This window comes from Citromicrobium bathyomarinum, from assembly GCF_038594605.1.
Classification (GTDB): domain Bacteria; phylum Pseudomonadota; class Alphaproteobacteria; order Sphingomonadales; family Sphingomonadaceae; genus Alteriqipengyuania; species Alteriqipengyuania bathyomarina_B.
The window spans coordinates 576,733-602,917 of the sequence record NZ_JBCFZM010000001.1 but is presented as its reverse complement, the minus strand read 5'-3'; the positions used below and the strand labels follow the sequence as shown (position 1 = coordinate 602,917).

General features: G+C 64.1%; 29 protein-coding genes and 1 pseudogene. 12 read left to right on the top strand and 18 right to left on the bottom strand.

Translation table 11 applies throughout. The features are described 5' to 3' along the window. Nucleotide 1: 1 nt before the first annotated feature. The 9 genes from AAG612_RS02935 to AAG612_RS02895 all read right to left on the bottom strand — a co-directional run bounded on the left by AAG612_RS02935 (nucleotide 2) and on the right by AAG612_RS02895 (nucleotide 3,737). Complete coding sequence (locus AAG612_RS02935) at nucleotides 2–199, bottom strand: helix-turn-helix transcriptional regulator (protein WP_342507085.1); 198 nt, start codon at nucleotides 197–199, stop codon at nucleotides 2–4. Then, nucleotides 196–408, bottom strand: coding sequence for a hypothetical protein (locus tag AAG612_RS02930; RefSeq protein WP_342507084.1), 213 nt, complete (start codon nucleotides 406–408; stop codon nucleotides 196–198). The genes AAG612_RS02935 and AAG612_RS02930 overlap by 4 nt, the downstream gene beginning before the upstream one ends. Continuing rightward, nucleotides 408–926, bottom strand: coding sequence for a hypothetical protein (locus AAG612_RS02925; RefSeq protein WP_342507083.1), 519 nt, complete (start codon nucleotides 924–926; stop codon nucleotides 408–410). Before AAG612_RS02925 ends, AAG612_RS02930 begins: the two co-directional genes overlap by 1 nt. Beyond that, on the bottom strand, nucleotides 923–1,369 hold the full coding sequence (locus tag AAG612_RS02920; protein WP_342507082.1) for a hypothetical protein: 447 nt from the start codon (nucleotides 1,367–1,369) through the stop codon (nucleotides 923–925). Before AAG612_RS02920 ends, AAG612_RS02925 begins: the two co-directional genes overlap by 4 nt. 1 nt (nucleotide 1,370) lies before the next feature. Further along, nucleotides 1,371–1,493, bottom strand: a complete 123-nt coding sequence (locus AAG612_RS02915) for a hypothetical protein (RefSeq protein WP_342507081.1) — start codon at nucleotides 1,491–1,493, stop codon at nucleotides 1,371–1,373. Nucleotides 1,494–1,503: 10 nt separating this feature from the next. Continuing rightward, nucleotides 1,504–1,686, bottom strand: a complete 183-nt coding sequence (locus tag AAG612_RS02910) for a hypothetical protein (RefSeq protein WP_342507080.1) — start codon at nucleotides 1,684–1,686, stop codon at nucleotides 1,504–1,506. A gap of 30 nt (nucleotides 1,687–1,716) precedes the next feature. After that, on the bottom strand, nucleotides 1,717–2,124 hold the full coding sequence (locus AAG612_RS02905) for a hypothetical protein (RefSeq protein WP_342507079.1): 408 nt from the start codon (nucleotides 2,122–2,124) through the stop codon (nucleotides 1,717–1,719). 85 nt (nucleotides 2,125–2,209) lie between these two features. Further along, nucleotides 2,210–2,539: a UrcA family protein gene (locus AAG612_RS02900; protein ID WP_342507078.1), complete on the bottom strand. Its 330-nt coding sequence runs from the start codon at nucleotides 2,537–2,539 to the stop codon at nucleotides 2,210–2,212. 178 nt (nucleotides 2,540–2,717) lie between these two features. Beyond that, on the bottom strand, nucleotides 2,718–3,737 hold the full coding sequence (locus tag AAG612_RS02895; RefSeq protein WP_342507077.1) for a TraB/GumN family protein: 1,020 nt from the start codon (nucleotides 3,735–3,737) through the stop codon (nucleotides 2,718–2,720). A gap of 99 nt (nucleotides 3,738–3,836) precedes the next feature. Here AAG612_RS02895 and AAG612_RS02890 point away from each other — a divergent pair, with 99 nt between their 5' ends. From AAG612_RS02890 to ppdK, 3 genes are all read left to right on the top strand, one after another. Beyond that, complete coding sequence (locus tag AAG612_RS02890; protein ID WP_342507076.1) at nucleotides 3,837–4,754, top strand: glycine--tRNA ligase subunit alpha; 918 nt, start codon at nucleotides 3,837–3,839, stop codon at nucleotides 4,752–4,754. Between the two features lie 160 nt (nucleotides 4,755–4,914). After that, entirely contained in the window at nucleotides 4,915–7,410 is a 2,496-nt protein-coding gene (glyS, locus tag AAG612_RS02885) for a glycine--tRNA ligase subunit beta (RefSeq protein WP_342507074.1), read from the top strand. Between the two features lie 57 nt (nucleotides 7,411–7,467). Next, the gene (gene ppdK, locus AAG612_RS02880) at nucleotides 7,468–10,134 is read left to right on the top strand and encodes a pyruvate, phosphate dikinase (RefSeq protein ID WP_342507073.1); all 2,667 of its coding nucleotides are present in this window, start codon (nucleotides 7,468–7,470) and stop codon (nucleotides 10,132–10,134) included. Nucleotides 10,135–10,148: 14 nt separating this feature from the next. Here ppdK and AAG612_RS02875 read toward each other — a convergent pair whose 3' ends face one another. Further along, entirely contained in the window at nucleotides 10,149–10,919 is a 771-nt protein-coding gene (locus AAG612_RS02875) for a hypothetical protein (RefSeq protein ID WP_342507072.1), read from the bottom strand. Between the two features lie 42 nt (nucleotides 10,920–10,961). Here AAG612_RS02875 and AAG612_RS02870 point away from each other — a divergent pair. From AAG612_RS02870 to AAG612_RS02845, 6 genes and pseudogenes are all read left to right on the top strand, one after another. Next, nucleotides 10,962–11,162: pseudogene (locus AAG612_RS02870) on the top strand (double zinc ribbon domain-containing protein); the annotation flags it as partial. Nucleotides 11,163–11,213: 51 nt separating this feature from the next. Then, on the top strand, nucleotides 11,214–11,756 hold the full coding sequence (locus tag AAG612_RS02865; protein WP_342508585.1) for a ComF family protein: 543 nt from the start codon (nucleotides 11,214–11,216) through the stop codon (nucleotides 11,754–11,756). 297 nt (nucleotides 11,757–12,053) lie between these two features. Continuing rightward, on the top strand, nucleotides 12,054–12,434 hold the full coding sequence (gene hisI, locus AAG612_RS02860; protein WP_342507069.1) for a phosphoribosyl-AMP cyclohydrolase: 381 nt from the start codon (nucleotides 12,054–12,056) through the stop codon (nucleotides 12,432–12,434). Between the two features lie 30 nt (nucleotides 12,435–12,464). Then, nucleotides 12,465–12,905 carry a MerR family transcriptional regulator gene (locus AAG612_RS02855; protein ID WP_342507067.1) on the top strand — a complete coding sequence of 147 codons (441 nt, stop codon included), beginning with the start codon at nucleotides 12,465–12,467 and terminating at the stop codon, nucleotides 12,903–12,905. A gap of 80 nt (nucleotides 12,906–12,985) precedes the next feature. Further along, nucleotides 12,986–14,791 (top strand): acyl-CoA dehydrogenase C-terminal domain-containing protein, encoded by a 1,806-nt coding sequence (locus tag AAG612_RS02850; protein WP_342507066.1) that lies wholly within the window; start codon nucleotides 12,986–12,988, stop codon nucleotides 14,789–14,791. A 181-nt stretch (nucleotides 14,792–14,972) separates the two neighbouring features. Then, nucleotides 14,973–15,755: a class I SAM-dependent methyltransferase gene (locus AAG612_RS02845; RefSeq protein WP_342507064.1), complete on the top strand. Its 783-nt coding sequence runs from the start codon at nucleotides 14,973–14,975 to the stop codon at nucleotides 15,753–15,755. A gap of 132 nt (nucleotides 15,756–15,887) precedes the next feature. On the opposite strand, the gene cysK is transcribed toward AAG612_RS02845, so the two are convergent. The 4 genes from cysK to tyrS form a co-directional block, all read right to left on the bottom strand. After that, nucleotides 15,888–16,808: a cysteine synthase A gene (gene cysK, locus AAG612_RS02840; RefSeq protein WP_342507063.1), complete on the bottom strand. Its 921-nt coding sequence runs from the start codon at nucleotides 16,806–16,808 to the stop codon at nucleotides 15,888–15,890. Further along, the gene (locus AAG612_RS02835; RefSeq protein ID WP_342507062.1) at nucleotides 16,805–18,136 is read right to left on the bottom strand and encodes an MFS transporter; all 1,332 of its coding nucleotides are present in this window, start codon (nucleotides 18,134–18,136) and stop codon (nucleotides 16,805–16,807) included. Before AAG612_RS02835 ends, cysK begins: the two co-directional genes overlap by 4 nt. A 73-nt stretch (nucleotides 18,137–18,209) precedes the next feature. Then, complete coding sequence (locus tag AAG612_RS02830; protein WP_342507061.1) at nucleotides 18,210–18,548, bottom strand: PilZ domain-containing protein; 339 nt, start codon at nucleotides 18,546–18,548, stop codon at nucleotides 18,210–18,212. A 117-nt stretch (nucleotides 18,549–18,665) separates the two neighbouring features. Next, nucleotides 18,666–19,889: a tyrosine--tRNA ligase gene (tyrS, locus tag AAG612_RS02825; protein ID WP_342507060.1), complete on the bottom strand. Its 1,224-nt coding sequence runs from the start codon at nucleotides 19,887–19,889 to the stop codon at nucleotides 18,666–18,668. A gap of 63 nt (nucleotides 19,890–19,952) precedes the next feature. On the opposite strand from tyrS, the gene AAG612_RS02820 reads away from it, so the two are divergent. Both AAG612_RS02820 and AAG612_RS02815 read left to right on the top strand, forming a co-directional pair. Further along, the gene (locus AAG612_RS02820) at nucleotides 19,953–20,501 is read left to right on the top strand and encodes a DOMON domain-containing protein (protein ID WP_342507059.1); all 549 of its coding nucleotides are present in this window, start codon (nucleotides 19,953–19,955) and stop codon (nucleotides 20,499–20,501) included. Next, the gene (locus AAG612_RS02815; RefSeq protein ID WP_342507058.1) at nucleotides 20,498–21,694 is read left to right on the top strand and encodes an exo-beta-N-acetylmuramidase NamZ family protein; all 1,197 of its coding nucleotides are present in this window, start codon (nucleotides 20,498–20,500) and stop codon (nucleotides 21,692–21,694) included. The genes AAG612_RS02820 and AAG612_RS02815 overlap by 4 nt, the downstream gene beginning before the upstream one ends. Here AAG612_RS02815 and AAG612_RS02810 read toward each other — a convergent pair. The 4 genes from AAG612_RS02810 to AAG612_RS02795 are packed head-to-tail and all read right to left on the bottom strand — an operon-like array spanning nucleotide 21,691 to nucleotide 24,800. Beyond that, nucleotides 21,691–22,536, bottom strand: a complete 846-nt coding sequence (locus tag AAG612_RS02810; RefSeq protein WP_342507057.1) for a DUF817 domain-containing protein — start codon at nucleotides 22,534–22,536, stop codon at nucleotides 21,691–21,693. The genes AAG612_RS02815 and AAG612_RS02810 overlap by 4 nt on opposite strands. Further along, entirely contained in the window at nucleotides 22,529–23,110 is a 582-nt protein-coding gene (locus AAG612_RS02805; RefSeq protein WP_342507056.1) for a hypothetical protein, read from the bottom strand. Before AAG612_RS02805 ends, AAG612_RS02810 begins: the two co-directional genes overlap by 8 nt. 29 nt (nucleotides 23,111–23,139) lie before the next feature. After that, a complete protein-coding gene (locus AAG612_RS02800; protein ID WP_342507055.1) occupies nucleotides 23,140–23,589 on the bottom strand; it encodes a hypothetical protein in 450 nt (149 codons plus the stop codon). Nucleotides 23,590–23,618: 29 nt separating this feature from the next. Continuing rightward, nucleotides 23,619–24,800, bottom strand: coding sequence for a vWA domain-containing protein (locus AAG612_RS02795; protein WP_342507054.1), 1,182 nt, complete (start codon nucleotides 24,798–24,800; stop codon nucleotides 23,619–23,621). A gap of 300 nt (nucleotides 24,801–25,100) precedes the next feature. On the opposite strand from AAG612_RS02795, the gene AAG612_RS02790 reads away from it, so the two are divergent. Beyond that, on the top strand, nucleotides 25,101–26,177 hold the full coding sequence (locus AAG612_RS02790; RefSeq protein WP_342507053.1) for a L,D-transpeptidase family protein: 1,077 nt from the start codon (nucleotides 25,101–25,103) through the stop codon (nucleotides 26,175–26,177). Nucleotides 26,178–26,185 lie beyond the last annotated feature (8 nt).

The window sequence follows — 26,185 nt, the reverse complement described above, 5'->3', positions numbered from 1 at the left end:
GTCAATCCTCGTCATCCAGAAAGATATTCTCGACGGGCATTTCGAACAGGCGCGAAATCTTGAACGCGAGGCCCAGCGAGGGGTCGTGCTTGCCCGTCTCGATCGCGTTGACTGCCTGGCGCGACACATCCAGCCGCCCGGCGAGTTCCGCCTGGCTCCAGTCGCGTTCGGCGCGCAGGACTTTGAGACGGTTTTTCACGGATTGCGCCTCGCAGCGAGATTGAAGCCGACGAAAAACGCCAGCATTACCGAGCAAAGCGTCGACATCTGGTCGCGCATGAAGCCGGCGGGCTCCAGCCCGGTATCGCGCAAGAAAAGGGTCAGCATGCCGACGGTGGACGCCCAGACGGCAAGCGTGCCCAGCGCCCCACGCTCGTTCTCGGTGACGCCATTTTCGCTATAGCTCATCACTTACCTCCCACGAAGAATCTGTCGCGCAGCATCGCGAAAGCGAAGCCCGAGTAGAATGCGAGGGCGAGCAGCATGGCGAGCAGGCTGGCATCATTGGCGTAACCGGCGGGGTTCATCGCGATGCGCTCCACCTCGCCATCGGCAACGGCGCGGTAGCCGGTCACGAACGCGATGTCGGAAACGCGCAATATGGTGAGGACGAAAAGATAGATCGCGAGGAGGCCGAGGCTCCAGCTCATGCCGACATGGCACTTGGCGCGAAAATAATCGTCCGACCTGTAGGATAGCATGGCGTTGGTCAGGCCGCCGATCATGATCCCGTAGCCGATATTCAGCCACAGGAGATCGTGGGCCACGAAATACTGGACCACGCAGCCGACCGTCGTGAGAAGGCCCAGCCACATGATCTTGAACTGAAAGTTGCGACTTTCGACCGTCAGGGCGTTGGGGTCGTAGGGCATGTCAGGCTCTCCGGAAGCGGCGGGCGGGCGCGGGGCTTGGGCGACATTCGTCATCGGCTGCCGGTCCCTCTCAGGCGGGCGAGCGTAAAGCCGAGGTGGTAGGCAAGCCCCGCGACGATCGCGAGGAGGAAGCCATCGGCCATGAGGCCGGGGTTCCCGCGGGCCAGGTCGGGCATCTCGCCCGAGGCAGCCCACGAGCCGACGATGTTGCCGCCTGCGAAAACGGAGAGCATGGCGCCCCCGAAAAGGTAGAGCGCGATGACCCCCATGCCCCAGCGCATTCCGGAATTGCGAAGTGCCGCGTAATAATCGTCGTAGCGATTGCTGAACATCGAGATGAAGATCATCGCACCGGTCAGCCCGAGAAACGGGGGCGTGATGCCGAGTTCGAACAGATAGGACGCGAGCAGGACCGCATTGGCGCCGAGGCCGAACCATACGACCGCGAAAATGCGGGAGCGTTCCTCGTCGGTAGGGGCGGTGGGATCGAATGGCATCTCAGGCCCCGAAAGCCAGAACGATCTTCGCGACGATGTTGCCGACGCCGTATCCGGCGAAGAACACCAAACCGATCGCGAGGATCGATGCGCTGATGGATTTGCGGTTGATCTTGATGGTCATCGAATTGTCCTCAGGCGAGTTCCGGAGAAAGGATTGAAGGGCTCGAAGGTGCGGGCGTCTCCGGCAGGGAGCCGAACCCGAAAACGAGATCGATCAGCGGGTTTCGGTCCATCGTGCTCGCCCAATAGAGCAGCACGCCCGCCAGCAGGCCGATGGCGAAACGGTTTGTGTTGCAGGATAGAAAGCGGTTCATCGGTTCGATCCTCTTGCTTGGACGCGCGGGTCAGGTGCCGCGCAGGCGTTTCCAGAACAGCCCGACGTAAAAGGCGAAAATGGCGATCATGATGGTCAGGCCCATGGAGGATTCTGGCTGCGCCTTGCCGGGATCCATGTCGGGATCCCGCCCCTCATGCGCCATGGTGAAGCCTTCGTAGACGCCCTCGGCGAAGGGCAGGAGAACGAACAGGATCAGCAGGGTGGCGAATGCGAGGCTCGCCGCCGCGGTCCAGAGCGCTTGGGTGTACTCGTCCGCCTTGCGGGTGAAGAGCATGGCCCAGCACCCCAGCACCGCGACGATCGCTCCGGTCACGACAATACCGTCCCCATCTGGGGCGACGGCCCCCGCAATCGCGACGCCGACACCGGCGAGGCCGATCCATCCGGCGGTCATGAATATGCTGACTTTGCTCACCTGGTATGGGCCTCCGATAGCATCGAAATTGCTGGGTGAGCCGGGCGGCGGCGCAAGACTGGTGGTCACCGCCCGACCCTGAGCCTCACGCGCCGGGGCTTACCTCGATCGCGGCAAGCCGAGGCTGTTCGCCGACCATGGCCACCTTCGCCCGGGCGGTGGCATCTGCGATGGCGGCCGCGCGGCATTCGCGCTCCATCTTGAGCGAGGCGGCATCGCGGGCGCCGCTGTCGCAGGCGATCCGGGCGGCGGTTGCGATCCGGCTTTCGAGCTTGGCGCGATCTGCGCTGCCCGTCAGGTCGAGGTCCTCGACCGAAACCGTCACCGAGCGTTCGGAAGCGATGGCGGGGGTGGTCAGGACAGGGGCGCTCAGGGCGGCGAGAGCGGCGGCGATCGTCAGGATACGGGTCTTCATGTCATTCACTCCAGTTGGATATTGGGTCCAAGGTGTCATGCCAACCTTCCGTCGTGTCAGGTTGTGCTGACTATATGTCGCGATTCGCTGCCTATGTCAACATGACCTGACAAAAAGTGCTGCAGGCATGACAGGGCGAGCCGCAAAGTGCGGCTAGGATGCTCAAATTGCTGGACATTCAGTTTATGCGTGTGGGGGTCAGGCCGCGCTCGGCCAGCATGTTCTGCACCGAATCGGAGCCTTCGAAATGCCCCGCACCCACTGCGACCAGCACGACTCCGGGCTGATCGAGCCGCGTGTCGAGCCATTCGGCCCACGCCCGGTTACGCTTGGTGATCAGGGCATCCTGCATGGCCATCTCGAACGGAGTATCGCTGAACAGATTCTCCGCGCCGACCTCGCCGCGAGCCCACGAATGCTCCAGCGCGAACAGGTCACCGTCGGGTGCTGAAGCGAAATCTTCCTCGAACAGCAGGCTGTCGATGCTCTGCCCGTCCCACTCCGCGAGGTCCGTTTCAAGCTGCGCAATCATCAGCTGCTCGTCGATACCCAGCAGATCGCGCAGTACGGGCACCGGATCCTCGATCGAGATGATCGGCTTTCCCGCTTGCGCGAATTCCGCCTCGAGGACGGTCTCCACTCCTGCTTCCGACATCGAACCGGTATCGTAGGAGAAGTCCACGCCCACCATGAGCATCACGAGCATGGGCGGGATCGAGTCGATGAACTCAAACGGCAGCTCGGAAATTTCGGCAAGCTTGCGCCATTTGTCCGCCGCTTCGGGCGAGAGTGCCTGTGAGGTCGGCATGCGGTTATCGGAGGGGAAGAGCAGGTCGTAGATCGCGGCCTGGAATTCCTCTCCCTCGAGGTCCGCGTCCGACGATTCGACGACAAGCTCGTCTGCCCCCGCCGCGATTGCATCGAATTGCGCGGTGCGCCAGGCAAACCCTTCGGGCAGAATATGGATCGTCCCGAAGAGGTAGATCGTCGTGTCTTCGTCCGCGAGCCGCCAGATCGCCGGATTGGGCTCGTAATCCTGGACGATAACGGGGGTCGGTGCAGGGCCCGGCGCAGGGTCGCTGCCCTTCGCCTGTTGCGCGATCCCCGCGCTTTTTGGCTCGTCCGCCGCCCAAGCAGCGAGGGGCAGGGCGAGGAGCGCCACCGCGGCGAGCGCCGCACCAATATTGTGTATCCGCATTCGTCCCCCCTCGCACATCCCGGTCATCGCCCGATCCCGGCGATGCGTCAACGTGTGTAGCCGTGCGCGCCGCCGTTGACGCTTTCGCGCGGGTTCGCCATGGCCGCAGGCACGATGACGACCCGCGATCCGACAAACAGTTTTCAGGACATGATCCTCACGCTGCACGATTTCTGGGCGGCGCAGGGATGTGTCATCCTGCAACCCTACGACATGCGGATGGGTGCGGGCACGTTCCACACCGCGACCACGCTTCGCGCGCTGGGCCCGGAGCCGTGGAATGCCGCCTTCGTGCAACCGTGCCGCCGGCCCACCGACGGTCGCTATGGCGAGAACCCGAACCGGCTGCAGCACTACTACCAGTATCAGGTGATCCTGAAGCCGAGCCCGCCGGACATCCAGAACCTCTATCTGGAATCGCTGCGGGTGATCGGGATCGATCCGCTCAAGCATGATATCCGCTTCGTCGAGGATGACTGGGAATCGCCCACGCTCGGCGCATGGGGGCTGGGCTGGGAAGTCTGGTGCGACGGGATGGAGGTGACCCAGTTCACCTATTTTCAGCAGATGGGCGGGTTCGACTGCAAGCCGGTCGCGGGCGAGTTGACCTACGGGCTGGAGCGCCTCGCGATGTACATCCAGGGCGTCGACAATGTGTACGACCTGAACTTCAACGGCCGTGGCACAACCTATGGAGACGTGTTTCTCGAAAACGAGAAGCAGATGTCGAAGTGGAACTTCGAGGTCGCGGAGACCGATGCGCTGTTCGATCTCTTCGCCAAGGCGGAGAAGGAGTGCGAGAACGCGCTCGCCAACAATGTCCCCATCGCCGCCTACGAACAGGCGGTGGAAGCGAGCCACATTTTCAACCTGTTGCAGGCGCGCGGCGTGATTTCGGTGCAGGAACGCGCGAGCTACATGGGCCGCGTCCGCGACCTCGCGCGCGGTTCCTGCGAGAAATACGCCGAGCTGAAAGCGCCCGAATGGGCCGAGAAATATCCGGAGTGGTCGCTGTGATTGGGATCGCGCAAATCCTCCCCGAAACGGGGAGGGGGACCATGCGCAGCATGGTGGAGGGGCAACGTGCCTCGAAACGAACGACCGCTTCCCTGAAACGGGGAAGGCGCCCCTCCACCAGCCCGCGGCTGGTCCCCCTCCCCCGGTGGGGGGAGGAACTATGACCGATTTCCTCCTCGAACTGCGCTCCGAAGAAATCCCCGCACGGATGCAGGCGGGTGCGCGCAAGGAACTGGAAAAGCTGTTCCGGCGCGAAATGGACGCCGCCGGCGTTTCCATGGGCGAGATCACCGTCTGGTCGACCCCGCGCCGCCTCGCGCTGATTGCGCGGGGGCTGCCGACCGAGACGCAGGCCGTCAGCGAGGAAGCCAAGGGCCCGCCGGTGGGCGCGCCCGATCAGGCGGTCGATGGCTTCTGCCGCAAGAACGGCGTTACGCGCGACCAGCTCGAAGTGCGCGAAGTGAAGGGCCGCGAGACGTACTTCGCGGTTATCGACACGCCGGGCAGGGCGGTGCGCGACGTGCTGGCCGAGGCGATCCCGGCCATCATCCGCGACTTCGCCTGGCCAAAGTCGATGCGCTGGGGCGCGGCGTCGATCTCGACCGAAAGCATGCGCTGGGTGCGGCCTCTGTCCGGCATCGTCGCGCTGCTGGGCGACGAGGTCGTCGAATGCGAGGTGCATGGGGTCACGAGCGGGGCGGTCACGCTGGGCCACCGCTTTCACCACTCGGGCGACATCACCATCGGCGATGCGGACGACTACGCGGTGAAGCTGCGCGCCGCACATGTCATCGTCGACCACGAGGAACGCGCCGCACTGATCCGCAAGGGCGCGGCGCAGGTCGCGTCGGAGGCGGGGCTGAGCCTGGTCGAGGACGAGGGGCTGGTGGTCGAGAATGCGGGCCTGACCGAATGGCCGATCCCGCTGCTCGGCCGGTTCGAGGAGGATTTCCTCACCGTCCCGCCCGAGACGATCCAGCTCACCGCGCGGGTCAACCAGAAGTATTTCGTGTGCGAGGACGCGCAAGGCACGCTCGCCAACGCCTTCATCTGCACCGCCAATATCGAGGCGGCGGACGGCGGGGCGGCCATCGTCGACGGCAACCGCAAGGTCCTCGCCGCGCGACTCTCCGACGCGCGCTTCTTCTGGGAGGTCGACCAGAAGAAAACCCTCGCGCAGCACGCCGAGGGATTGGCGCGGATCACCTTCCACGAGAAGCTGGGCACCGTCGCCGACAAGGTCGAGCGCGTCGCCAAGCTGGCCCGCTGGCTGGTCGAAGAGGGGATAATCCTCCCCGAAACGGGGAGGGGGACCACCCCGGACCCGATCCGGGGTGGTGGAGGGGCACCCTCAGCCGCTCCGACCGACCACGGCGTGCGTGCGGGGAACGTGCCCCTCCACCATCCTGCGGATGGTCCCCCTCCCCCAGCGGGGGAGGATCGGGAAGAACTGGCCGACAATTCTCGACTTGCGGATTGGGCCGAACAGGCCGCGCGGCTGTGCAAGGCCGACCTCGTCACCGAGATGGTCGGCGAATTTCCGGAATTGCAAGGTCTTATGGGCGGCTACTACGCCCGCGCCGAGGGCCTGCCCGATGCAGTGGCTGACGCGATCCGCGATCACTACAAGCCGGTCGGGCAGGGCGACGATGTGCCGACGGCTCCGGTGACGGTGGCGGTGAGTCTGGCGGACAAGCTGGATACGTTGGTCAGTTTTTTTTGGATCGATCAGCAGCCTACCGGGTCCAAAGATCCGTTTGCTCTCCGACGGTCAGCGTTGTCGTTTCTTGCTCTGTGCCAACACGCTGAGCTTCGCATGCCGCTTAATCGAGCTATCGTAAAAACAACCAATCTGGTCGGCGGAAGCGCAGAATTTGAGCAGCGTCTAAAAAAGATGAAGGCTCACATTCCCGCTATTTTCGACGCGCAAAGCGAAGGTGCGTACGGGAAAAAGATAAGTCAGTTGATGGCTGACGAAGTTATCGGCGAATTAGAGGGCTTCAAAGCTTACATGGACCGCTTGGTTGCGGTTCAAGCGCAATTACTGAGTTTTCTCACCGACCGCCTCAAGGTGCAGCAGCGCGAAGCGGGCGTCCGTCACGACCTGATCGACGCGGTGTTCGCGCTTGGCGGGGAGGACGATCTCGTTCGCCTGCTCGCCCGCGTCCACGCGCTCCAGAGCTTCATGGAGACCGAGGACGGCCAGAACCTGCTCGCCGGGTACAAGCGCGCGGCGAATATCCTCAAGAAGGAAGACTGGCAGGGCGCCGACGACGACGTGCCGCAGAATGGCGAGGAAGACCCGCTGGTGCTGGTCGACGATCCCGACATGAGGGACATCGTCGCCGCGCAGATGGAAGAGCGCAAAAAGCACCTGGCTGGTAAAGCCCTGTCCTACACGCCCGAACCGGCCGAGAAGGCGCTGATCGATGCGCTCGATACCGCAGGGCCGCAGGCCGAAACGGCGGTACAGGAAGAGCGTTTCGCCGATGCCATGTCCGCACTTGCCAGCCTGAGGAAGCCGATCGATGATTTCTTCGAGACCGTCACCGTCAACGACCCCGACGAAGCCAAGCGCAGCGCACGGCTCGGCCTGCTCGCGCGGTTCCGCGATGCGGTCCACCAGGTGGCGGATTTCGGGAAAATCGAGGGATAGTTTTTAGCGCCTGAACACTGTGTCAGGTGTGTCAGCAGTTACCGGGATAGGATCGAAATGACCCAGACAGTCTACCACTTCGGCGGCAACGCGGATCATTCGGATGCGCGCCAGAAGGACAAGACCATCACCGGTGGCAAGGGTGCCAACCTTGCCGAAATGGCGAGTATCGGCCTGCCGGTGCCTCCCGGCTTCACGATCACCACCGAGGAATGCCTGCGCTATCTCGATCTGGGCGGCGACTTTCCCGCCGAGCTGCACGATGCGGTGGCCAAGGGTGTCGCGCATGTGGAGCAGACGGTCGGCAAGAAACTGGGCGATGCGGCGGACCCGCTGCTGGTTTCGGTCCGTTCGGGCGCGGCGATCTCGATGCCCGGGATGATGGACACGGTCCTCAACCTCGGCCTCAACGACGAGACGGTGAAGGGGCTGGCTGAGACCAGCGGCGACGCGCGCTTCGCGTGGGACAGCTACCGCCGGTTCATCCAGATGTATTCGGACGTCGTGCTCGGCATCGATCACGGCCTGTTCGAAGAAGCGCTGGAGATCATGCGCGAGGATAATGGCTTCTACTCGGATACCGAGATGGAAGCCTCGCACTGGGAAGAGCTAACGCGCGAATATCTGAAGATCGTCGCGAACGAACAGGACAAGCCTTTCCCGCAGGATGTGGACACGCAGCTCTGGGGCGCGATCCGCGCAGTGTTCGACAGCTGGGATAGCGAGCGGGCGAAGATCTATCGCCGGTTGAATGACATTCCGCACGACCTCGGCACAGCAGTGAACGTGCAGGCGATGGTGTTCGGCAACATGGGTGACGACAGCGCGACCGGCGTCGCCTTCACCCGCGACCCTTCGACCGGCGAGAAGTACTACTACGGCGAATGGCTGGTGAACGCGCAGGGTGAGGACGTAGTCGCGGGCATCCGCACGCCGCAATACCTCACCAAGGCGCGGCGCGAGGAAGCCGGGGCCGACAAGCCGAGCATGGAAGAGGCCATGCCCGCGGCTTACGAAGAGCTCGCCCGCGTGTTCGACCTGCTCGAAAAGCACTACAAGGATATGCAGGATATCGAGTTCACGGTGCAGCAGGGCCAGCTGTTCCTGCTCCAGACCCGCACCGGCAAGCGCACCGCAAAGGCCGCGCTCAAGATGGCGGTGGAGATGGAAAGCGAGGGGCTTATCGACCGCAAGACGGCGGTGCTGCGGATCGATCCGATGGCGCTCGATCAGCTGCTCCACCCGACGCTCGACCCCGATGCCGCGCGCGATATTCTGACCAAGGGCCTCCCTGCATCGCCGGGCGCGGCTTCGGGCAAGATCGCGCTCGACGCGGATACTGCCGAGTTGTGGGCCAATCGTGGCGATGCGGTGATCCTCGTGCGCGTCGAAACCTCGCCCGAAGACATCCACGGCATGCATGCGGCCAAGGGCATCCTGACCGCGCGCGGCGGGATGACGAGCCACGCGGCGGTGGTCGCGCGCGGCATGGGCCGTCCCTGCGTTTCGGGCGCGAGCGGCGTTTCGATCGACCGCAAGGCGCGCACCCTCAGGATCGGCTCGGCCGAGCTGGCAGAGGGCGATGTCGTGACGCTCGACGGTGGCAACGGGCAGGTCATGCGCGGCCAGGTCGACACGATCGAGCCCGAACTGGCCGGCGATTTCGCCAAGGTTATGGAGTGGGCCGACGAAGCGCGCCGGATGGGCGTGCGGACCAACGCCGAAACGCCCGAGGACTGCAAGACCGCACGCAGCTTCGGCGCGGAAGGCATCGGCCTGTGCCGGACCGAACATATGTTCTTCGACGCCGACCGCATCATGGCGGTGCGCGAGATGATCCTTGCCGAACGTGAGGATGGCCGCCGCGCCGCGCTCACCAAGCTGCTGCCCGAACAGCGCAGCGATTTCGAAGCGATCTTCGAGGTGATGGCGGGCCTGCCGTGCACGATCCGCCTGCTCGACCCGCCGCTGCACGAATTCCTGCCCTCCGAAGACAGCGATATCGACGATATCGCGGCGGCGACCGGTGTGGGGGCGGAACAGCTCAAACGGCGGATCGCGGAGCTGCACGAATTCAACCCGATGCTCGGCCATCGCGGGTGCCGCCTCGGCATAACCTATCCCGAAATCTACGAAATGCAGGCGCGCGCGATATTCGAGGCGGTGTGCGCTGTGAAGGAGAGAACCGGCGAGGCACCGCTTCCCGAAGTAATGATCCCGCTGGTCGCCACGCGGCGCGAGCTGGAAATCCTGCGCGCGCTGGTCGATCGGGTGGCCGAAGAAGTGTTCGCGGAAACCGGCACGCGGGTTGAATACCTCGTCGGCACGATGATCGAACTGCCGCGCGCCGCGCTGATGGCGGGCGAGATTGCAGAGGAAGCGCGCTTCTTCAGCTTCGGCACCAACGACCTGACCCAAACGACGCTGGGCGTGAGCCGCGACGACGCGAGCCGGTTCCTCGGCACCTACGTGGACCGCGGCATCTTCGCGCGCGATCCTTTCGTCAGCCTTGATGTGGATGGTGTGGGCCAGCTCGTCGAACTGGCGGCGGAGCGCGGTCGCAAGACCGATCCCAAGCTCAAGCTGGGCATCTGCGGCGAGCATGGCGGCGATCCGGCGAGCATCGCTTTCTGCGAGCAGGTGGGCCTCGACTATGTCAGCGCCTCGCCCTTCCGTGTCCCGATCGCGCGGCTCGCGGCGGCCCAGGCTGCTCTCAAGGCTTAGGCTTCGGGGAAGGGTTAGCGCCAGCCCGTCAGGCTGAGGATTTCGAAGGTCTCGCTCACCTTGCCGTCATCCTCGCGCAAGGTGTCGAAGGCGGCCCGGGCGCGGGCGCGGCCTGCGCGGGTGAGCGGCGGCGGCGCATCGGCGAGCACGCTGCCCAGGCCCTGCGCTCTGAGGTCTGCGACCAAGGTGTCGAGGCTGGAATAGCGGACGGTGAGCGTGTGGCTGTCGACCACGTGCTTGGCGAATCCCGCGCGGCTCATCAGGCCGCTGGCGCCAGGCCGGTCGATCTGAGGATGGATGCGCGCGTGCGGGGTCTCGCCATCGGCCGCCTGGATGATCCCGCGCAAGGCGGGCAGGCTGCCGGCACCGGTGAACTGGGCGATGAACAGCCCGTCTTGGGTCAGGGCATTGCGATAGTGAAGCAGCGCGCCGGGCAGGTCGTTCACGGTGTCGAGCGTGAACAGGCTGACGATGAGACCGAAGGCTGCGTCTCCGTGCGGAGTCTCCTCGTCGATGGTGTCCGGCCCGCCATCCCAAACGCCGAAACCTCGGTCTCGGATGAGCGGTCCGCCGAGAAAGCCGGGCCGGTCGCCGATCAGGAGGGCGGGGCAGGGCTCGAAACGCATGAAGTCGAGCCGTTCGAGGATGTCCTCCGCCGCCTGGGCGCGGAGGAATTGCTCCGCCGGATCGGCCTTGGCGTCGGTGCCTGCGAGATTGTGGTGCCTCAGGGCGCGCGCGATGCGACGCTGGCGGCTGAAGATACGGGGGATGCTGCGCTCGGCCATGGCGCTTGCCTACATGGGCGCATCTGGGCAGCATAGCCCAAGATGCCCGCAAGCGTTCTTTCCCGTGCGGTCGGCCCGCTGGTGGACTTCGTTTATCCGCCCCGCTGCCCCTTATGCGGCGAGGGGATCGCAAGCGGGCCGGGGCTCTGCGCGAATTGCTGGAGCGAGCTGGAACTGCCCGGCGAACCCTCCTGTACCCGTTGCCAGATTCCCTTGCCGTCGGCGGCGCAAGAAAGCGTGTGCGGCGCGTGCCTTTCCTTCCCGCCGGACCATGCGGGGGTAGCGGCTGCGGCAATGTATAATGAAAGCGCGCGCCAACTCGTCCTGCGGTTCAAGCATGGCAGGCGTATCGGCCTTGCGAAACTGATGGGGCGGTTGATGGCAGGGCGGTTGGCGGCAGCTCCTGCCAATGCGCTGCTGGTGCCGGTGCCGCTGCATCGCACGCGGCTGTGGGCGCGCGGCTTCAACCAGGCGGCACTGCTCGCGCGTGCGGTCGCGGGGCATACCGGCCACGCGGTGGCGGTCGACGCGCTCAAGCGCACCCGCTCGACGCCGATGCTGGGTGGATTGGGCCGGGCCGAGCGGGCCCGGATGATGCGTGCGAGCATCGTGACAAGCCGGAAGGGCGCCGCCGCGGTGCAGGGCCGCGACGTGATCCTGGTCGACGATGTGCTGACCAGCGGCGCCACCAGCGCGGCCTGTACCCGGGCGCTGCTGGACGCAGGAGCACGCAGCGTGCGAATCGCGTGTTTCGCCAGAGTCAGGGAAGGTGTGCGGGAGGGCAGGGTGCTAGAACGCGAAACGCCCGGGACCTCAACGATCCCGGGCGCCGCGTGACGAAATTTTGATGGAGTGCCCGGCCATTCCCCCGAAAGGCCACTCGGCAACCCAAAACCCTCGTCTTAGCATCGCGGGAAAACCCCCATCCAGCGATGCTACCCCCTGAACCCGGCGCGTCTGTGTGGCGCCTCGGCCTTGAAGGGTGACCGTTACCGGCCACAACACGCAGTCTTTCCAATTGGATGGCTCCTTGCAACGCTCTCGTTGTGAAATTGAAAGGAATGGCCTGAGACTGTTGTGCTTTGGCAACAATATGGTCACTGACGGATGACAATCTGAAAGGAGCGCAAAGCCATGAGCGCCATCGATACCGATCTTCGCGAAACCGGGAGCCAGTTCATGCCGAAGTTCGGCCCGGACGGACTGCTGACCGGCGTCGTCGTCGATGCGCAGACGCGCGAAATTCTGATGGTCGCGCACCTCGACCAGGAGGCGCTGACGGCCACTCGCGAAACGGGCCTCGCGCATTTCCATTCCCGTTCCCGGGGCACCTTGTGGTGCAAGGGGAAGACCAGCGGCAACGTGCTGAGGGTGCAGGAGATTCGCGTCGATTGCGATCAGGACGCATTGGTCATTGTTGCGCAGCCCGCAGGCCCCGCCTGTCACACCGGTGCGCGCAGCTGTTTCTACCGCAAGCTCGACACGAATGGCCGACTTGCGCCGATCGACGATTGACCTTTACGTAAAGGGGACTATAAGAGCCCCATGAGCGAAGCCACCGTCAAAAGCTCCTATCGCGGCGCAGGAGCGCATCTCGACCGCCCCGACGCGCAGGATCGGGAGACCTATTCGATCTCCGATCTGACCGCCGAGTTCGACTGCACGGCGCGTGCCTTGCGTTTTTACGAGGACGAGGGGCTGATCGCGCCGACCCGGAACGGCCTGACCCGCATCTATTCCAAGCGCGACCGCGCGCGTCTTGCGTGGATCATGCGCGCCAAGAACGTCGGTTTCAGTCTGGGCGAGATCAAGGAAATGATCGACCTCTACGATCTGGGCGACGGCCGCGTGGAACAGCGCCGCGTGACGCTGGAGCGGTGCCGCGCGCATGTCGCCAAGCTGAAACAGCAGCGTGACGATATCGATTCCTCGATCACCGAGCTGACAGAGTTCATCAATCACGTCGACCGGGTCGACCAGGATTGAACGCAACGCGCTGCCGATCGTTCTCTCAATAGACATTCCCCGAAACATCCCCTTACGAACCTGACGCAAAGGACCGTCCGATGCCGAGCTATACCGCCCCCACCCGCGACTTCCGCTTCATCATCAACGAGATGCTGGAGCTTGAAAGCTACAGCAATCTGCCCGGCTTCGAGAACGCAAGCACCGACATGGTGACCTCGATCATCGACGAGGCGGGCAAGTTCACCGCCGAAGTTCTCCAGCCCCTCAACCAGATCGGCGACCAGGAAGGCTGCACCCGGCACGAAGACGGCTCGGTGACCACGCCGACCGGCTTCAAGGACGCCTTCGACCAGTTCCGTGAGGCGGGCTGGGGTACGCTTTCGATGCCGGAAGAGTTCGGCGGGCAGGGCCTGCCGCATGTCGTCGCCTTCGCGATGGAGGAGATGATCAGTTCCTCCAACCAGTCCTTCGGCATGTATCCCGGCCTCACCAACGGCGCGATCTCGGCACTGATCGCAAAGGGCAGCCAGGAGCAGAAGGAAAAGTACCTGCCCAAGATGGTCACGTGCGAATGGACCGGCACGATGAACCTGACCGAGCCGCATTGCGGAACGGACCTTGGCCTGATCCGCACCAAGGCCGAACCGCAGGCCGATGGTAGCTATGCGATCACCGGCACCAAGATCTTTATCTCCGCCGGCGAACACGACATGGCCGAGAACATCATTCACCTCGTGCTGGCCAAGACGCCGGGCGCGCCCGACAGCTCGAAGGGCATTTCGCTGTTCGTGGTGCCCAAGTTCCTCGTCAACGACGACGGCTCGATCGGTGAGCGCAACGGCGTCATGTGCGGCTCCATCGAACACAAGATGGGCATCCACGGCAACTCGACCTGCGTCATGAACTACGACGATGCGAAGGGCTGGATGGTCGGCGAGGAGAACAAGGGCCTCGCCGCGATGTTCATCATGATGAATGCCGCGCGCCTTGGCGTGGGCATCCAGGGCCTCAGCCAGGCCGAAGTTTCCTACCAGAACGCGGTCACCTACGCGCTCGACCGCCGTCAGGGCCGCGCGCTGACCGGCCCGGCCGAGCCCGAGGAGAAGGCCGATCCGATCTTCGTCCACCCTGATGTTCGCCGCATGCTGATGGACGCCAAGGCCTTCAACGAAGGCATGCGCGCTTTCGCGCTGTGGACCGCACTGCAGCAGGACCTCAGCCACGCGCTGCAGGACGAGGACGAGAAGCAACTCGCAGACGATCTGGTCGGGCTGATGACCCCGGTCATCAAGGGCTACGGCACCGACAAGGGTTACGACGTCGCCAACAACATGCAGCAGGTTTACGGCGGCCACGGCTACATCGCCGAGTGGGGCATGGAGCAGTTCGTGCGCGATTCGCGCATCGCGATGATCTACGAAGGCACCAACGGCGTGCAGGCGATGGACCTGTGCGGTCGCAAGTTGGCCCAGCATGGTGGCCGTGCGGTTCAGTCGTTCTTCAAGATGGTGGGCGAGGAAGTCGCCGCAGCCAAGGAAGAAGAGGGCATGGCCGAGCTGGCCGAAGCGCTCGAAAAGGCCGTCGGTGAACAGCAGGCCGCGACCATGTGGTTCATGCAGAACGCGATGCAGAACCCCAACCACCTTGGTTCGGGCGCGCATCACTACATGCACATTATGGGCATTACCTGCCTGATGCTGATGTGGGTCAAGATGGCGCGCGTCGCCAAGGCCGCGCTGGCCGAAGACACCGACGACAAGGCTTTCTACGAGGCCAAGATCGCCACCGCGCGCTACTTCGCGGATCGCTTCGTGCCCGATGCGGGCGCGCTGCGTCGCAAGATCGAGGCGGGCAGCGACTCGCTGATGGCGCTGGGCGAAGAGGCCTTTGCCACGGCGGCCTGAAGCCCGAGTCGCAGGGTCACGCTGGGACTTAGTTTATGAAGTACAGACGCGGGGTGCCCTTCACTTAGGGCATCCCGCGTTTTTCGCTATAATCAGGGTTCAAAGAGCCGATGTGAAGCTAGCAGCGGCGGTTCGAGTAGGAAAAACGGAGCCGAGGGTTATGCGGGCAGGGTGGTGAGCCATGAGCGGTGAACGTCGAAGCGACGGCAGCGCGGGAGACGTCGATTACGGCGCAATCGGCGGCACCTACAGCCGCTACCGCCAGCCCGATCCCGTGATCGAAGCGCAAATCCATCGCGCGTTGGGGGACGCGAAGACCGTGCTCAACGTCGGTGCGGGCGCGGGTTCCTACGAGCCCGTCCATTGCGAGGTGACCGCCGTCGAACCCTCGGCTTCGATGCGAGCGCAGCGTCCAGCCCACCTCACCCGGGCGATCGACGCAGTCGCCGAAGACCTGCCGTTCGAAGACGCCAGCTTCGATGCGTCGATGGCGTCGGTGACCGTGCATCAATGGTTCGACCTCGAAGCGGGGATTGCCGAAATGCGGCGCGTCACACGCGGGCCAGTCGTCTTGCTGGTGTGCGACCCGGCGGCGATGATGGATTACTGGTTGGCCGACTACATCCCCGAAGTGCGGGAGATCGAGGCAAGCCGTTTTCCGTCGCTGGAGCGCATCGCAGCCGCGTTTAGGGGGAAGGTGGTGGTGGAGCAGGTGCCCGCTCCGCTCGATTGCCGGGACGGGTTCAACGAGGCGTATTATGGGCGACCCGAGGCATTCCTCGACAGAAACGCGCGGTTAGCCTGTTCCAGCTGGAGCTTGGTGCCCAGCGGAGCCGTGGAACGCTTCGAAGCGGCCCTGTCCGCCGATCTGGAAAGCGGCAGGTGGGACGAGAAATACGGGTATCTGCGCAGGCAACCGTTCTTCGACGGGCCCTTGCGGCTCGTGATCGGAAGGGGTGGCTGAAAAACCCCCCCCTCCCTTGACCCCCGCTTTTGCGGGGGCGGGTATCGGGATTGGGGGTGGGTGTGCGGCGCCGGCAGTTACTGCTGAACGCCCCCACCCCGACCCTTCCCCGCGCGGGGGAGGGAGGAAGCTTCACGCCTCGGGCAGGAAGTCCGGCACCGACAGATACCGCTCGCCCGTATCGTAGTTGAAGCCGAGCACGCGCGAGCCTGCGGCGAGGTCGGTCAGTTTCTTCGCGATCGCGGCCAGCGTCGCGCCGCTCGAGATACCGACCAGCATGCCTTCCTCGCTTGCCGCGCGCCGCGCCATTTCCTTGGCGTCTTCGGGATCGACCTGAATCGCGCCGTCGATCGACTGGGTGTGCAGGTTCTCTGGCACGAAGCCCGCGCCGATGCCTTGGATCGGGTGCGGGCCGGGCTCGCCACCACCGATGACGGGCGAGCCTGCGGGCTCGACCGCCCATGCCTTCATCTCGGGCCAGTGACGCTTCAGCTCTTCGGCGCAGCCGGTCAGGTGGCCGCCGGTGCCGACACCGGTAATCAGCGCATCGACCGGGCGGTCGGTGAAATCGCCGAGGATTTCCTTGGCGGTGGTGCGCACGTGGACCTGCCAGTTGCTCTCGTTGTCGAACTGGCTCGGCATCCAGGCGCTGGAGTCCTGCTCGACCAGTTCCTGAGCACGGCTGATGGCGCCCTTCATGCCGCCCTCCTTGGGCGTGAGGTCGAAGGTGGCGCCATAGGCGAGCATCAGGCGGCGGCGTTCGAGGCTCATGCTCTCGGGCATGACCAGCACCAGCTTGTAGCCCTTGACCGCGGCGACCATCGCGAGGCCGATGCCGGTATTGCCGCTGGTGGGCTCGATGATCGTGCCGCCGGGCTTGAGCTTGCCGGCCTTCTCCGCATCTTCGACCATGGCGAGCGCGATCCGGTCCTTGATCGAGCCGCCGGGGTTCGCGCGTTCGCTCTTCACCCACACGTCGTGGTCGGGGAACAGGCGCGAGAGGCGGATATGCGGCGTGTTGCCAATGGTTTCGAGGATCGAGTCGGCTTTCATGGGATCTTCTCCTGCAAGGTCTGTTCGGGGGTTTCTTCTTGTAACGATGCGGGCGGGTCGAAGGTCCGGGTGTGGCGCAGAACGGGGAAGATTCTGCTCCACATCGCCACGGTCACGATCGCGCCGACCCCGCCGAAGATCACTGCGCCCGCCGGGCCGATGACGCTTGCGAGGAAGCCCGAGAAGGCATCGCCGCCCTCGTTCGATGCGCTGATCGTCAGCAGGCTGGCGGAGGACACGCGGCCGCGCTTGTCGTCGGGCGTATGCAGCTGAATGAGCGACTGGCGGATATAGACGCTGAACATGTCCGCCGCGCCCACGATCACCAGCATCGCGAGGCTGAGCGGCATGAAGCGCGAGAAACCGAAGACGATGGTGGCGACGCCGAAGGCCGCGACCGCCCACAGCATCTTGGGCCCGACATTGGTCCTCAAGGGGCGGAAGCTGAACCACAGCGCGGTCACCGCCGCGCCGATGGCGGGCGCGGCGGCGAGCTGGGCGAGGCCGGTCTCGCCCACCTTCAGGATGTCGTAGGCAAAGGGTGGGAACAGCGCGGTCGCTCCGGCCAGGAACACCGCCATCAGGTCGAGCGTGATGGCGCCGAGCACCATCTTGTTGTGCAGCACGTATTTCCACCCGTCGATCACCTGACCGATCGGGCGCTGCGCGCCGGTAATGGGGGACCGGGGCACCTTGCCGATGGTGCTGATCGCGATGATCGAGACGAGGAACAGACCGCTGGCGATGGCATAGGGCAAGGCGGGCATCGCGTCGTAGGCATAGCCGCCTACTGCCGGGCCAACGATCATCCCGGTCTGCCATGCGATGGACGACAACGCGATGGCGTTGGGCAGGATCGCCTTGGGGACGAGGTTGGGGGCGAGGGCGGACAGCGCAGGGCCGTTGAACGCACGGACCACGCCCAGCAGCACCGCGACCGAGAACAGCGATAGCAGGTCGATATGCCCGGTATAGGTCGTCCATGCGAGGTAGGCTGCGCCAAGGAACTGCAGGCCGATGGTCAGCCGCGACACGGTCTTGCGGTTAAAGCGGTCCGCCGCGAGGCCGGAGAAGGGCGAGAGCACGAACAGCGGCAGGAACTGCAGCAGCCCGATGAGCGCGAGCTGGCCCGACGCCTCGAACGCATTCAGGCCATTGCCGCGCGCGATGGTGTAGGTCTGCCAGCCGATGATCAGCATCATCGCGTACTGGCCGACGATCATGGAGAACCGCGCGACCAGATAGGCGCGGAAATTATGGATTCGCAGCGGCGAAGTGTCGGGGGTGCTGTCGGCGGGCGCGTCTGAAGATGTCACGCCCGTTGCCATGACAGGCGGCCCGCGACGACAAAAGCAATTTCTGGAAGGGGTGGGTGCAAGCGCGGCTTTATCCGCGCATGCTTCAGTGGCGGCGGCGCAGGCGCGGGTTGGGCTGCAACTGGTCGATCATCTCGAGGAAGTCGTCCACCCGGATGATCCGTTCGAACTGGAAGCCCGCGCGGTTATCCTTGGTCCAGATCAGATAGGCCTCGATCCGGCCGATGACCGGGAAGCTCACGATCACACGGTCGCCGCGTGATCCGCCGCTCGCATTGTCGATCATGAAGCCGTTGGCGGACACGTTGCTGACGTGGAACGCGATATCCCCGCGACCGAAATACTCGGCGATAACCTGGTAGTCGACCGGATGCCGGATGGCGGCGCGCTGGTCGGTCACACTGAGATGCGAAGCCAAAGTCATAGTCCTCCGGGGGCCGTAATGGCCTCTGCCAAGGATATACCTTATGACGAGCAAAGCCTGAATTTCGGTTAAGCCGCCTTGTCCTGTATTGGGACGAAAGCTTGTTAAATGAGAGGCTTAACGCGTGACGATGCCGTGCTTCTTGCGCCCGAGCGAAAGCCGCCGCTGCGCGCCCTCGTCCACGGTTAACACCATGCCCGGATCGCTTAGTGCCTCGTCGTCGAGCTTCACCGCGCCTTCCGCAATCTTGCGCTTGGCTTCCTTGTTGGACGCGGTGAACCCGATCGCGGTAAGCGCGGCGGGCAGCGGCATGCCGTCGCCGACATTGAGCACCGGCAGATCGCCGCCCGCGCCACCGGCAAAGGTTTCGCGCGCGGTCGACTCGGCGTTCGCGGCGGCGTCTTCTCCGCGCACCAGCGCAGTCACCGCATTGGCCAGCGCGATTTTCGCGTCGTTGATCTCGCCGCCTTCGAGCTTCTCCAGCCGCTCGATCTCGGCGAGATCGATATCGGTGAAGAGGCGCAGGAAGCGGCCCACATCGCGATCGTCGACATTGCGCCAGTACTGCCAGAAATCGTAGGCCGGGAGCAGATCTTCGTTGAGCCAGACCGCGCCGCTCGCGGTCTTGCCCATCTTCTTGCCGTCGGCGGTGGTCAGCAGAGGCGTGGTGTAGCCGTAGAGTTCGGGCCCGCCTGTTCGCCGGGTCAGCTCGATCCCGTTGACGATATTGCCCCACTGGTCGCTGCCGCCCATCTGCAGGCGACAGCCATAGCGCTCCGCCAGCTCACGGAAATCGTAAGCCTGCAGGATCATGTAGTTGAATTCGAGGAAGGTCAGCGGCTGTTCGCGGTCGAGCCGCGACTTGACCGATTCGAAGGTCAGCATGCGGTTGATCGTGAAATGGGGGCCGACCTCGCGCAAGAGATCGAGATAACCGAGGCCGCTCAGCCATTCGGCGTTGTTGACCATCACCGCATCGGTCGGTCCGTCCCCGAAGGTCAGCAGCCGCTCGAATACCGGGCGCTGCGAGGCGATATTCGTCGCAATCACCTCGTCGGTCAGCAATTGGCGCGATTCATCGCGACCCGACGGATCGCCCACCTTGCCGGTGCCGCCGCCCATCACCACGATCGGCTTGTGCCCGGTCTGCTGGAGACGGCGAAGCAGCATGATCTGCACGAGCGAGCCGATGTGGAGCGACGGTGCGGTCGGATCGAATCCGACATAACCCGAAATCACATTCTGGGACGCCAGAAAATCAAGTCTTTCCGCATCCGTGATTTGGTGCGTATAGTGTCTCTTATCGAGCACGTTCAAGAGTTCGGATCGATATTCGGGCACGCGTTCCTCCGGGGGAAAGACCGCGCCCGCTAGCATGGGGGGTCGCAAATGCAAACGTACAGGTTGAAGCCGCATCCAACCACACCTCCGCTGGAGGTCAGCGCTATCTCGGTCACCATGATGCGCCTGATGGGTGGCGAGCTGTTGCTGCGCTATCGTATCAACCAGGCCAGCAAGGTGGTCGTGCCGCGCGGATATGCCCATCGCAGCCAGGAAGACCTGTGGCGGCGGACCTGCCTCGAGTTCTTCCTCTACGACCATGGCGGCCGCTATCGTGAATTCAATTTCGCCCCGGCAGGCGACTGGGCGGCCTTCGAATTCGCCTCCTACCGCAAGCTGATCGGCGATTACGTGCCCGAAGTCGCGCCGAAGATCGATTTTCAGCGCGGCCCTCAGGTCATCACGGCGACAGTCCGTCTCCCCGCACGGCTGCTGGACGGAGTGAAATCCGCTTCGCTATGCGCGGTGATCGAGGAAGAGGGCGAGCATCAATCGCTGTGGTCGCTGGCGCATCGCCGTGACGAGCCCGACTTCCACGATCCGATGAGTTTCGCCATCCATTTCGGCAAGCCCCAGACCGCACAACCCAAGCAGGCCCTTCAGCACGCATGAAATTCGGTATCGACCGGCTCTTGTCCGAGCCGGACCTACGCAAGCCTCTCGAAGGCAAAAGAGTCGCACTGGTTGCCCATCCGGCATCGGTCACCGAGAATCTCCGGCACAGCCTCGATGCACTGGTCGCGGCGGGAGTAAACGTCACATCCGCGTTCGGGCCGCAGCACGGCCTGAAGGGCGACAAGCAGGACAATATGGTGGAAACGGCGGACGAGACCGACCCCACCTACGGCATCCCCGTGTTCAGCCTTTATGGCGAGGTGCGCCGCCCGACCGGGCAGATGATGTCGAGCGCCGATGTTTTTCTCTTCGACCTGCAGGATCTGGGCTGCCGCATCTACACCTTCGTCACCACGCTGCTCTACCTGCTGGAAGAGGGCGCGAAGCATGGCAAGGCCGTGTGGGTGCTCGACCGGCCCAATCCTGCCGGACGCCCGGTCGAAGGCACGCTGCTGGTGCCGGGGCAGGAAAGCTTCGTCGGGGCAGGCCCCATGCCCATGCGCCACGGCCTGACCCTGGGCGAGATGGGGCACTGGTTCATCGATCACTTCGGTCTCGACGTCGATTACCGCGTGATCGAAATGGAGGGTTGGGAGCCCGATGGGCCGGGCCATGGCTGGCCGACCGATCGAATCTGGATCAACCCGTCGCCCAACGCCGCCAACGTCAACATGGCGCGTGCCTATGCGGGCACGGTGATGATCGAGGGCGCAACCGTTTCCGAAGGGCGCGGCACCACGCGCCCGCTCGAAGTTCTGTTCGGCGCGCCCGATATCGACGCCAAGGCGGTGCTCGCGGAAATGCAGCGAATCGCGCCCAACTGGATGAAGGGCTGCGCCTTGCGCGAATGCTGGTTCGAGCCGACCTTCCACAAGCACGCCGGGCAGCTGTGCAACGGCCTGATGATCCATGCCGAGGGCCCGTTCTACGATCACGCGCAATTCCGTCCCTGGCGGCTGCAGGCGCTCGCCTTTAAGGCGATCCGCCGACTCTATCCCGACTACGACCTGTGGCGTGACTTTCCCTACGAATACGAGCTGGACCGCTTAGCGATCGACGTCATCAACGGCGGCCCGGCCTTGCGCGAATGGGTCGACGATCCGTCCGCCTTACCGGTCGACCTCGACCGCATGGCGACCAATGACGAAACCGAGTGGCGCGACCAGATCGCGCCGCACCTGCTGTATTAGTCGGGCTCGCGGATCGGCTGAACCAGTGCGACGAGCACGAAACTGATGATCATCAGCAGGTACCAGCTGCCGTACTTGGCAAGCGACACGGGCTTCCACGCCAATTCCTGCCCCGGATAGGTCCACGCATTGGCGAAGGTCGCGATGTTCTCCGCGAACCAGATGAACAGCGCGACCAGCCCAAAGCCGAGCAGCAGCGGCATCCAGCGGTGCATGCGAAAATTGCAAAAATAGACGCGGGTGCGAAGGAAGATGAGCGCGGTCGCCGCGAAGAGCGGCCAGCGCAGATCGATCCAAAAATGGTGGAGGAAGAAGTTGGCGTAAATGCCCGCCGCGAGCAGCCAGGTCGTCCAGCGCGGCGGATAGCCAGTGTAGCGGAAATCGAAAATGCGCCAGACACGCGCGACATAGCTGCCGACGGCGGCATACATGAAGCCCGAAAACAGTGGCACACCGGCGATACGAAGCAGCGCTTCCTCCGGGTAGACCCAAGATCCGGCATAGGTCTTGAAGATCTCCATCACCGTGCCGACGACATGGAAGATCAGGATGACCTTCGCCTCGTCCCACGTCTCGAGCCGGAAGGCGAGCATCCCGACCTGGATCGCGAGCGCGGCCAGCGTCAGGAAATCGTAACGGGCGAGGGCAGCATCATCGGGGTAGAATAGATGCGTCGCGAGCAGCAGCGCGAGCAGCAGCCCGCCGAACAGGCACGCCCAGCCTTGCTTGACGCCGAACAGCAGGAATTCGTAGAGCCACAACCGCCAGCCCGAGCCCGGGTCGAAGGCCTCCAGGCGCGCGCGTATCTGCTGGAAGCGGCTCGCGCCGAACGGTTCACCCACCCGCCAGCACCGGGGTCATCAAGGCGATATAGCCGATAAATCCTGCGAGCAGCGCCGGGACGAAGAGCTGGTGGACCACCGTCCGCGCGACAATCGCCAGCATGACGAAGATCGCGAGGAACAGGCCGTGATAGGCGAGATCGAGCGCGGGCAGGATCGCCCCGTCGACGATTAGCGCGCGCAGCGGACTCGACACCACGTAAGCAATCGCAATGCCGTAGATTGCGCGGCGCTCGCGGAAATAGTGATCCTTCAGGTCGATGGGGTCGCTGCCCTCGGTTCGCGGGAAGATGACCGCGGCGAGCATGTAGATGATCAGCGCCTGCAGCAGGATCATCCCGAAGGCGACGAAGTTCCAGTCGCTGCGACCGGCGAGGCCGAAGCTCTCCCACCAGTTCTGCGCGACGATCAGCAGGATCAGCACCGACCAGGTGAGGACCGGCGCGAACAGCCGGTTGCGCGTGCGCGTCAGGATCAGGTCGCGATAGCCGAGCAGGACCTGCTGGATAGCGAGGCCGAAAATGATCGAGGTGAGGACGGCGAGATAGAGAAAAGCCTCGCTGGTTCCTTCCATCCGCCCGTGACCCGTTCAGAAAATCGCTGTCAGCGCGCGGGTGCGGCTTCGGGGGTGGACGTAGAGCGAATAACCCTCACCTGGCCACCTTCGGGCACCGGGCGAATATCATCGGGGTTGCCTGCCATCACCAGCACATCGCAGCCATCGACGTGATGATCGACCGCCTTGTAGAGCATCACTTCGGGCGCCCCGTCGGCAGGGCCGTCGCGCTGGTCGAGTGGAGGCTGCCCGTTCTCCTCGCGCGCATGCTCGATCGTGTCGCGGCAGGTCTTGCGGCGAAGAAAATCGTCCAGGTCGCCAGTCGCCAGCGGGGCGGGGCGACTATAACCGGGCATGGTAAGGGGCAGGGCGGGAGCGACTTCGGGAGCGGCTGCGGCAACGGCGGGGGCGGGCTCAGCCGGAGCCTCAGTCTCGGTCTCTTGGGCCGGGCCGAAGCCCATCGCGAAGGGGGCGGCAAGCAGGATGGCGACACGCATGATCAATCTCCTCCGGCCGCAGATATACCCTAGCCGTGCTTGCGGCTCAACTCGCGCATCGCGTCGTCAAGCCCGTCGAGCGTCAGGGGATACATGCGGTCATTGACCAGCTGCTTCATGATCGAGGTCGACTGGGAGTAGTTCCACTGGCGTTCGGGAATGGGGTTGAGCCACACGGTTGCGGGGTAGGTGTTGGTCATCCGTTGCATCCATGTCGCGCCGGATTCCTCGTTCATATGCTCGACCGAGCCACCGGGATGCGTGATCTCGTAGGGGCTCATCGCGGCATCGCCGACGAACACCACCTTGTAGTCGTGCCCGTACTTGTGGAGGATATCCCAGGTCTTCGTGCGCTCCTGCCAACGGCGGCGGTTATCCTTCCACACGCCTTCGTAGAGGCAGTTGTGGAAGTAGAAGAATTCGAGGTTCTTGAACTCGGATGTGGCCGCGCTGAACAGCTCTTCGGTGGTCTTGATGAACGGGTCCATCGAGCCGCCGACGTCGAGGAACAGCAGCAGTTTCACCGCATTGCGGCGTTCGGGGCGCATGTGGATGTCGAGCCAGCCCTGCTTGGCGGTGCCGCGAATGGTGCGGTCGATATCGAGCTCGTCCGCCGCACCTTCGCGCGCGAAGCGGCGCAGGCGACGCAGCGCCATCTTGATGTTGCGGGTGCCCAGTTCCTTGGTGTTGTCGAGATTCTTGAACTCGCGCTTTTCCCACACCTTCACCGCGCGCTTGTTCTTGCTCTCCCCGCCGATCCGCACGCCTTCGGGGTGATAGCCGGAGTGGCCGAAGGGCGAGGTGCCGCCCGTGCCGATCCACTTGTTGCCGCCCTCGTGGCGTTCCTTCTGTTCCTCGAGCCGCTTCTTGAGCGTGTCCATCAGCTCGTCCCACGAGCCCATTTTCTCGATCTCTGCCATTTCCTCTTCGGTCAGGAATTTCTCGGCGACGGCTTTCAGCCAGTCTTCGGGGATGTCGACCTGTTCCTGGCCGTAGTCGGTCATGATCCCCTTGAAGACCTTCGAGAACACCTGGTCGAACCGGTCGAGCAGCCCCTCGTCCTTCACGAAGGTCGCGCGCGCGAGGTAGTAGAACGCCTCGGGCGTCTGCTCGATGACGTCCTTGTCGAGCGCTTCGAGAAGCGTGAGGTGCTCCTTCAGGCTGGCGGATATGCCGGCCGCGCGCAGCTCGTCTACGAAATTGAAAAACACCGAGGGTCTCTCCCGAACTGCGGACAGGTCAAACTTGGGCGGCGGTCTAACAGGTGTCTGGCCGGTGCGCCACAAAGGCGGTTCCGGTCAATTGCGCGCCTTCGCGAGGCTGCGATGCGAGTTCTTGAACCGGGTTGGCTTTGTGCAACACATGACGAGAATTGTGGAATGGATTCAATCGTTCGCCGTCGAGATTTAATGGTCTTGCGCCGGGCCTGAAGCGCGAAGATTCCGCGAATATCGTGCGACTTTCGACAAATGGCGTTGAATCGAATCGCCTCGCTGTGCACATCTCGGAACATGGTTAAGGGGCTCTTTACCTTTTTCGGCATCGCCACCGTCCTGTGCGCGGCTTTCTTTTTCGTAACCTCGTCGGGCAATATCCTGCAGGCGGGAAGCGCGGAAAGTGCGCCGCGCGACATCACCTATGTCTCGAACCCGGTCGTGCAGCAGGTTCCGCCTTCGCCCCCGGCGACCAGGAAGGTCGCCAAGCCCACTGCGGGCATGCCGCCGTCGGTCGACCAGGTCCTGCGCTCGGGCACGCTGGTGGTGATCAGCAAGGGCTCGCAGCAGATGTACGTCTATCGCAACGGCGAGTTGTGGGACACATCGCCCGTTTCGACCGGCAAGCCCGGGAAGGACACGCCAGCGGGTGTCTTCCCGATCCTGCAGAAGCGGGTCCACCACCGTTCGAACATCTATTCCAACGCGCCCATGCCGCACATGCAGCGGCTGACCTGGGGCGGAATCGCGATCCATGCGGGCAAGCTGCCCGGCTACCCCGCGTCGCACGGCTGCATCCGCCTGCCCAAGGCGTTCGCGCGCGAACTTTACGGCATTACCGAAATGGGTGCGACCACCGTGGTCGTCGTCGACCAGGCGCTGGGATCGGAGTGGCAGGCGCGGCAGATGGCGCTTGCGATGCACATGCCGACGCCCGGCGAGCGGGGCCACCTGATCCAGCGCCCCGAGCCGCGTCTGGCGGATCTCGACGCGCTGCGGGACGACACGCGCGACTTTGATGAGCAGCAGCCCCGTCTGGCAGAGGCGAGCCCCGCACCTGCCGAGCAGTCCCGTCCCGCCATCGCCGCAGTGGCTGAGACCTCCGCGCCGCCGATCGATCTGCTTGCACAGACCCGCACACCACCCCGCGGGCAGACGATCCAGCTCGCCGCGCCGCGCAGCGTGGCGGAGGCCGAAGCCTATTGGACGCGGGTCAGCGCCCGCCATCCCGAGCTGGAGAGGTTCGACAAGGCGATCATTCCGGCAGTGGTCAATTCGCGCCAGTATTACCGGCTCCGGGTGACCGGGCCGGGCGCCAAAGCCACGTGTGGTGCGCTCAGGCAAGCGGGGACGGACTGCTTCCCGGTGAGGTGAGGGCGGGA